General features: G+C 44.0%; 7 protein-coding genes. 6 read left to right on the top strand and 1 reads right to left on the bottom strand.

The annotated features are described in order from the left end of the window. The coding region (locus EI161_RS12715; RefSeq protein ID WP_192529371.1) for a helix-turn-helix domain-containing protein at positions 1–140 on the bottom strand (140 nt) is incomplete at its 3' end. A gap of 426 nt (positions 141–566) precedes the next feature. On the opposite strand from EI161_RS12715, the gene EI161_RS12720 reads away from it, so the two are divergent. From EI161_RS12720 to EI161_RS12740, 6 genes are all read left to right on the top strand, one after another. Then, positions 567–890 (top strand): H-NS family nucleoid-associated regulatory protein, encoded by a 324-nt coding sequence (locus EI161_RS12720; protein ID WP_192524183.1) that lies wholly within the window; start codon positions 567–569, stop codon positions 888–890. A 236-nt stretch (positions 891–1126) separates the two neighbouring features. Beyond that, positions 1127–1963, top strand: coding sequence for a type II secretion system protein N (gene gspN / locus EI161_RS12725; RefSeq protein ID WP_192524184.1), 837 nt, complete (start codon positions 1127–1129; stop codon positions 1961–1963). Continuing rightward, entirely contained in the window at positions 1964–2869 is a 906-nt protein-coding gene (locus EI161_RS12730) for a type II secretion system protein N (protein ID WP_192524185.1), read from the top strand. Between the two features lie 132 nt (positions 2870–3001). Continuing rightward, positions 3002–5242: a type II secretion system secretin GspD gene (gspD, locus tag EI161_RS12735; protein WP_192524186.1), complete on the top strand. Its 2241-nt coding sequence runs from the start codon at positions 3002–3004 to the stop codon at positions 5240–5242. Between the two features lie 232 nt (positions 5243–5474). Continuing rightward, positions 5475–5606 carry a hypothetical protein gene (locus tag EI161_RS14965; protein WP_263972269.1) on the top strand — a complete coding sequence of 44 codons (132 nt, stop codon included), beginning with the start codon at positions 5475–5477 and terminating at the stop codon, positions 5604–5606. Between the two features lie 111 nt (positions 5607–5717). Further along, the gene (locus EI161_RS12740) at positions 5718–6776 is read left to right on the top strand and encodes a TatD family hydrolase (RefSeq protein WP_192524187.1); all 1059 of its coding nucleotides are present in this window, start codon (positions 5718–5720) and stop codon (positions 6774–6776) included. Positions 6777–6876: the final 100 nt, after the last annotated feature.

Raw genomic sequence — 6876 nt, forward strand, 5'->3', positions numbered from 1 at the left:
GTGGTTTTACTATGAAGACGCTTTTTCCACTTCTGGATAGTCGTTGGACTGATATCATAGAAAACAGCAGCTTCGGCAAAGGTCATGCCCTCATCTAAGCTTTTTAAAACTTGTTTGCGATAATCTAGGGAGTAAGTCATGGTCGTTTATACTGGTAATCGTTTAATTGATTTATTTTATAACATTTTTGTGGTCATCTGACTATACCTAATATTGTATACTTAACCTTTTTGACGTGTACCTTAGACTTTAATTTAAAGATGATTAAGCTAGATAGAGCCTATGTAAATAGGCTCTTTTTTTATACATTGAAAAATCATCATTGCTTTACTTAAGTTTATGATCATTTATTATTTATAATAAAAATACCAATCAACCGTTGTTATAAGGAATGTTTTTGTTTATATTATCGACACTTACATTTTTAAGCGTCGATAGAAGTGTGGATATCAAAAAAAGTTGATTGCTAATCTTTACAAGACTGTTCATTTAAGAATCAAAAAACTTTAGCTGTTAATAGAACTTCTATTTATTTTTATAACTCTTACATTAAAGTGGAAATTATTATGAATAAAAATAACGTCATTGATTTAGATAGTTTAAATGTCGATGAGCTACGTGCCATCACTGAAAACGCCCAGCAGCTTATTGAAAAGAAACAACATCAGCGTCTGTATGATGCTTATATGCAGTTTGAAAAAATTGCAGAAGACAGCAATGCGACCATCGAAGAGGTTTTACAGGCGGGCGAGAAACTAGAGAAAAAACGCAACATTAAATATCGTAATACCGATAATGACGAAGAAACGTGGACGGGTCGAGGCCGTAAGCCAACGTGGTTGGTCGAAGCGTTAGCAGCAGGCCGTAGTCTGGAAGATTTTGCTATATAGTTTGGCAATAGTACATTATTACAACCTTATCGCTTTTATTTCGAACGGACGATACTTAGGTTATAAGGCTTATTTATAACGGTCTATTTATAAATATTAGCTTTTATCGTTAGACAGAAGCCAGTATCTTGATTACCAGTATTTTGGTAAAAAGATACTGGCTTTTTTTCTGTCATCTGTATGCTATTGTTTGTTATGATAATGACGTTTTTGTCTTCTATAAGAGTTATACAACCGTGCCCCAAGTATCCGCGTCGTCTCATAAGCGTCCCCGTAAGCTGTGGTGGCTGGTTGGGCTTATATTATTTTCATTATTTGCGGTATTACAAATGCCAGCGTCGTGGTTACTGGAGAAGTATGCCCCTGATACACCTTACGTGCAGCATGTGTCTGGCAATTTATGGCAAGGCTCAGCGATTTGGCAGATGCCTGTGTCAGCGACATCGCTTACAGGTACGGCTGAATGGTCGTGGCAGCCATGGCATTTGTTATTGGGTAAGCTAAGTGCTGATGTCGATATCAACTCAGAGCAAACTCGCCTAAACGGACAAGTTAAAATAGGTCTAAACTCGTGGCAAGTGAAAAACATGAGCGGTAAAATTGCACCTGAAACCTTAGCTAATATCGTCGATTGGCAATTGCCCAATACGCCAATTCAGGTCAATAACGTCTCGCTCAAACGTCAGTCTGGCTCAAATATGTCAGCGGACACTGACCCATCAAGGTCATCTAGTAAGCTAACTGGTTTTAGTCAAGCAGATGGTCAATTGACATGGGTGGGTGGTGAAATAGGCTATCCTAGCGGCGGCAAGGTTTTTTATCTGACCATGCCCGCATTGCATGCTGAATTAAGTGCCGAACAAAAAAATAATAAAAACCTGCTTCATATCAATTTGTTAAACAATCAAGACAAGCGCTTAGGCGACCTATATATCGATAGTGACAATATGTTGGACGTCAGTTTGACCCAGCGTTTACTAGAAAACATGCCTGACTATAAAGGCCAAGCCCCGCAAGACACACCGGTTGTCAGTGTGCGTCAGCCGTTGCTAAATGGGCTGGGAGCACGCTAAATGATGAATGTCTCCACAAATTTAAAACCAGTGTTCAATACTCTCAATCGCTTTTCGGGTTGGTTATTATTATTAGCCATTGGCTGGTTATGCTGGACAGCAGCACGGCTATTGTGGCTGTTATTGGCTGCGCCGTTAGCGCCCGCATTGCCATTAGCGCCTTTGAAAAACACGTCTACATCGGGCAAAGATTATAGTAGTTTATTCGCTATTTTTGCCGATCCTGACCCTATCGCTGCGGTCGTGCAGCCACCACCCAATATCAGTTTAAAAGGAGTGTTGTTGGCAATACCAGAGAGCATGTCTTCAGCACTATTGGATGTCGATGGTGAGGTAAAAAACTATCGTATCGGCGACCCGTTAAAGGACAGTGATTATACTCTGATCGCCGTCGATTGGAATGAAATCATTATCGCTGACGCCAACGATAAGCAAACGGTTATTAGCATGCCAGAAGCGATGCCATTAGACCAAAGCGCTATGATGGCAGGCGCGGTTAGCAATCAGCGTTTGCCAAACAGTGACACGTTACCTGTTGTTCCTCAATCAGCGCAAAATCCTGATATGGAACCAGCAGCGGCTAGCAGCGACAGTGACGAAAGCAGTCCACAATCTGCTATCGAAGAAGCGGTCACGGCATTGCAAGACAACCCTGCCAGCTATCTAAGCAGAATGGGTGTGATGGCATCAGGTGAAAGCTATCAAGTAACAGCAGCGATGCCTGCCAAATTGCGTAATCGTCTAGGGCTTGAGCCGGGCGATAAAGTGCTGACTGTCAATGGCCAAAGCGTCGGCAACAATCCTGCACAAGATGCTGGGCTGCTACAACAGGTACAGCAAACAGGTGAGGCGCAAATAGAAGTACAACGTGGCGATCAAGTCATTACTATACGTCAGCAGTTTTAGATGAAATATAGTTGATATACTTTAAAAATAAATGTTTGTTAGCTGCTATCCTTAGCGATATGATAGCCAAAAATCCTAGCACCCATTAAACGCAGCACATACTAAGTGACATCACTGTAGGTAAACATCAATATGGTAAGTTTTTATAATTTTTCAGTCACACCTTTGCACCATATCTTGCAGCGTCTGATGCGACTGTGTCGTCCGTTTTGCCTAGCGGTGCCACTATGGGCGGCGAGTACGGGTCTGGCGAGTGCTGAAAGCTGGAAGGTTAACTTACAAGATGCCGATATCAAAGCCTTCATCAATGAGGTGGCCACCATCACTGACCAGAACTTTGTCCTTGATCCTCGTATCAACGGTAATGTGACGGTCATCTCTAATAAAGCCTTGTCCCGTGATGAGATTTACCAGCTGTTTTTGAGTGTGATGCAGGTCAATGGTATTGCCGCCATCGACTCAGGAACCACCGTTAAGCTGGTACCAGATAACGTCGCCAAACAGTCTGGTGTGGCAGTCGATTTGCGTGGTGACAGTGTCGGTGAATCGCTGGCAACTCGCGTTATTTATTTGACCAACACTCAAGCTGCAGAAGTCTTGGGTGTCATTCGTCCGCTAATGCCGCAGTCGGCGCACGCGGCGGCTGTACCGGGAGTCAATGCGCTAGTATTATCTGATCGTGCGGATAGCCTCAATCAACTGACGGCGCTCATCCGTGATTTGGATAGTAATGTGAATGATAGCCTGCGCGTGATAACGCTACGTCATGTCGATGCCGAGCGCATGATGGAGCTGATTAGTGCACTGGTTGCGAGCGCTGGTAGCGGTCAAGCACAAGGCGGCAACAATCAGCTGAAAGTTATCGCCGACACGTCCAGTGACAGGTTGCTAGTCAAAGGCAGCCCTGAGATGATTGCCAAAGTTCAAGAAATGGTCAATCAGTTGGATACGACACCGACAAGGCGTTTGAGTGGTTTGCGCGTTTTTCGTTTAAAATACGCCAGCGCCAATCATATTGCAGAGATGCTACGTGGGTTGCTCGCCAATCAATCGATTAATAGTTCTGGTGCAACTTCCTCCTTAGAGTCAGCATCATTGGACGATGCGGGTAATGGAGGTTCTGCCTCGACGACTGAAACTAATGGCATCAACGCGGGCTCTGCAACCTCAGCTATATCAGGCTCAGGCTCATCTGGTGCAAACACAGGTATAGGCGGTCGACCCTTTAGTATTATCGCTGACGAAACCCAAAACGCGGTCATCGTCAATGCGGCGCCTGAATTGATGTTTGAGATTGAAGATGCCGTCAACCAATTAGACAGTCGCCGCGCGCAAGTCTTAATTCAAGCGGCAATCGTTGAAGTCTCAGGTGATGATGCGACCCAGCTTGGCGTGCAGTGGGCATTGGGCAATGCCAATAGTGGTTACGGTGTGGTGAACTTTAATAACGTTGGTGCGAGTGCTGTTTCACTTGCCGCAGCGGCTTTGTCAGGTGGTGCAAATATTAGCGCCGCCGCAGGTTCTATTGCAGGTGCTCTGGTTGGTATTGGTGATAGCCGCAAAGATAGCGAGGGCAATACAGAGTTTTATGGCGCAATCTTGCAAGCGCTTGACTCCTCAACCAGTGCCAATCTGTTGTCTATGCCGTCAATTTTGACCCTAGACAATGAAAAAGCCAGTATTTTAGTCGGTCAAAACGTGCCTTTTGTCACAGGTTCTTATACCACAGGCAGTGACTCTTCTACCAATCCATTCCAAACCATTGACCGCCAAGATATTGGTATTAATCTCAATGTTATCCCGCATATTGGCGATAATGGCACAGTGCGTTTGGAGGTCTCGCAAGAGGTTTCCTCAGTTGTGCCAGGCAGCGCTGGAAATGCGAGTGGCTTAGTGACCAATAAAAGCCTTATCAATACGACGATTTTAGCCGACGATCAGCAAACCATTGCTCTAGGTGGCTTGATGCGTGACAACACAACCACACGGCAACAAAAAGTCCCGGGATTAGGTAGTGTACCCGTCATCGGACGGCTGTTCCGCTCTGACAATGACAGCACTCAAAAGAGTAACTTAATCATATTCTTACAGCCAACCATTCTCCGTGATGGCGGGGCGGTTGCTAGCGTTACTGAGCGTAAGTTTAATCAGATGCGCGTCTTACAGTTGGTTATTGATAAAAACGGTACCATTAAGCAACTGCCACTGAGCGGGACTGAAGGTTGGAATGGCGACGTCAGTGCAGATTATAAGCTGATGCCACTCAATCCATTAGTGCCTAAACGCGATCAAACGCCAAATGCTGCGCCCCAGGGATTTACCAAAGTAGATAGTCCTAACGATGGCATAACAACCTATCCGCTAAAACGCTAAAATGTTAATGTTTCGATAAATAACCGTCTTGGCGCGACGTCAACTAAGCAATAACCTCCTACCTCCAAGTCTTTATAAGTACGGTACAATAAATCAAATTGTACCGTACATTAGCTTGCTTATTCATAACACAGATAAACATAGCCCTCTGACTATCCAAGTATAATAAGTAATAGTTAGATAATGAACATGAATACTGCGTATGATGATGTAGAGGTTAGGAGTCAATATAATGACCGAGCAAAAAAACACAAAGAAACGCCTTGCCTTGGGCGCTATTGCTATCGCTTTGCTGATTATCCCTCGGCGTAGTAGCCGAAAAGCGGATAACAAGTTACCTGCCCGTGATAGCATAAAAAAATAGCCGCCACCAGTGTCACATTTGAATATTCAGCAAGCTTTAGTGCTGACAGAGTATTTTGATAAAAATATTAATAGAGTGTTTTGATAAAAATATTAATTTTGGAGTCTGTTTATGACCTTTGTTGATTCATCTGCCATGGCCAAACAGACATCACCCAGTATTTACCCCCTCATTGATACTCATACTCATTTTGATGCCCCCGTTTTTGATAACGATAGACAGCTACAAGCGCAGCAAGCCTATGAGCGAGGTGTACGTCATTTGGTGTTAGTAGGGTATCTGTATCGGCATTTTGAGCGGCTATATGACATTGAACAGGTATTAAACCAGCAATCATTAAATAAGCTGTCGCATCTTTCTACATCACAATCCTCTACCATGAAAGCTGATGACGATGATGAAGGTAGTGATAAAAGCAGTGATAAATTACGTATAATAAGTCATGTGGCGTTAGGGCTGCATCCGTTTTATATTGAACAGCATAACCAAGACCACCTAAAACAGATGGCAAAAATTATCGCTGAGCGGCGCCCATTAGCCATTGGTGAGATTGGCTTGGATACCTTTACCGATGCTATGAAAGTACCCGCTATATTTGCCAAGCAACAGCAGTTTTTTAAGGCGCAACTGGATATGGCGGTAACTCATCAACTACCAGTGATGCTGCATATCCGTAAAGCGCACGCAGAAGCATTAGCAATACTAAAAGCGCATGATTATGATGCGCATCAGTTAGGTGGTATCGCCCATAGCTTTAGTGGCGGCGTCCAAGAGGCCAAGGCGTTTGTAAAGTTAGGTTTTAAGCTTGGCGTGACCGGCCAAGTGACCAACCCAAATGCTAAGAAATTGCGCCACGCTATCCAAGCTGCCGTCGACGTTTACGGTATTGAGTGTTTGGTGATAGAAACCGACTGCCCAGATATGACGCCTATCATGTGTCAAACGTCAAACGGCAGCCAATCAGCTCGATCAGCCTCATCAGCACTGGGGCAGAGTCCAAATAATGAATGGGGCGATGCGCCATCACATAACAGAAATGTGCCTGCCAATCTGCCATGGGTGTTATCAAGCTTAAGTGAGTTATTAGATGTGTCAATTGCCAAGCTTGCTGAGCAGTTATGGCACAATAGTTGCAGTGCTTTACAGACAGAATGGCGCTATCCCATATAAAATTAGTAGGCTATACCAGCAATAATAGAATACTTAGATTAACACACCAAGTGCAACGCTAAATTATATTATAGAACACCTGATTGGGCGTTTTAAACCC

This window comes from Psychrobacter sp. FME5 (genome assembly GCF_014861375.1).
Classification (GTDB): domain Bacteria; phylum Pseudomonadota; class Gammaproteobacteria; order Pseudomonadales; family Moraxellaceae; genus Psychrobacter.

Bases quoted from the DNA above. Each gene is read 5' to 3' on its own strand.
- EI161_RS12720 (WP_192524183.1), top strand. From the start codon at position 567: ATGAATAAAAATAACGTCATTGATTTAGATAGTTTAAATGTCGATGAG.
- EI161_RS12730 (WP_192524185.1), top strand. From the start codon at position 1,964: ATGATGAATGTCTCCACAAATTTAAAACCAGTGTTCAATACTCTCAAT.
- gspD (WP_192524186.1), top strand. From the start codon at position 3,002: ATGGTAAGTTTTTATAATTTTTCAGTCACACCTTTGCACCATATCTTG.
- EI161_RS14965 (WP_263972269.1), top strand. From the start codon at position 5,475: ATGACCGAGCAAAAAAACACAAAGAAACGCCTTGCCTTGGGCGCTATT.
- EI161_RS12740 (WP_192524187.1), top strand. From the start codon at position 5,718: ATGACCTTTGTTGATTCATCTGCCATGGCCAAACAGACATCACCCAGT.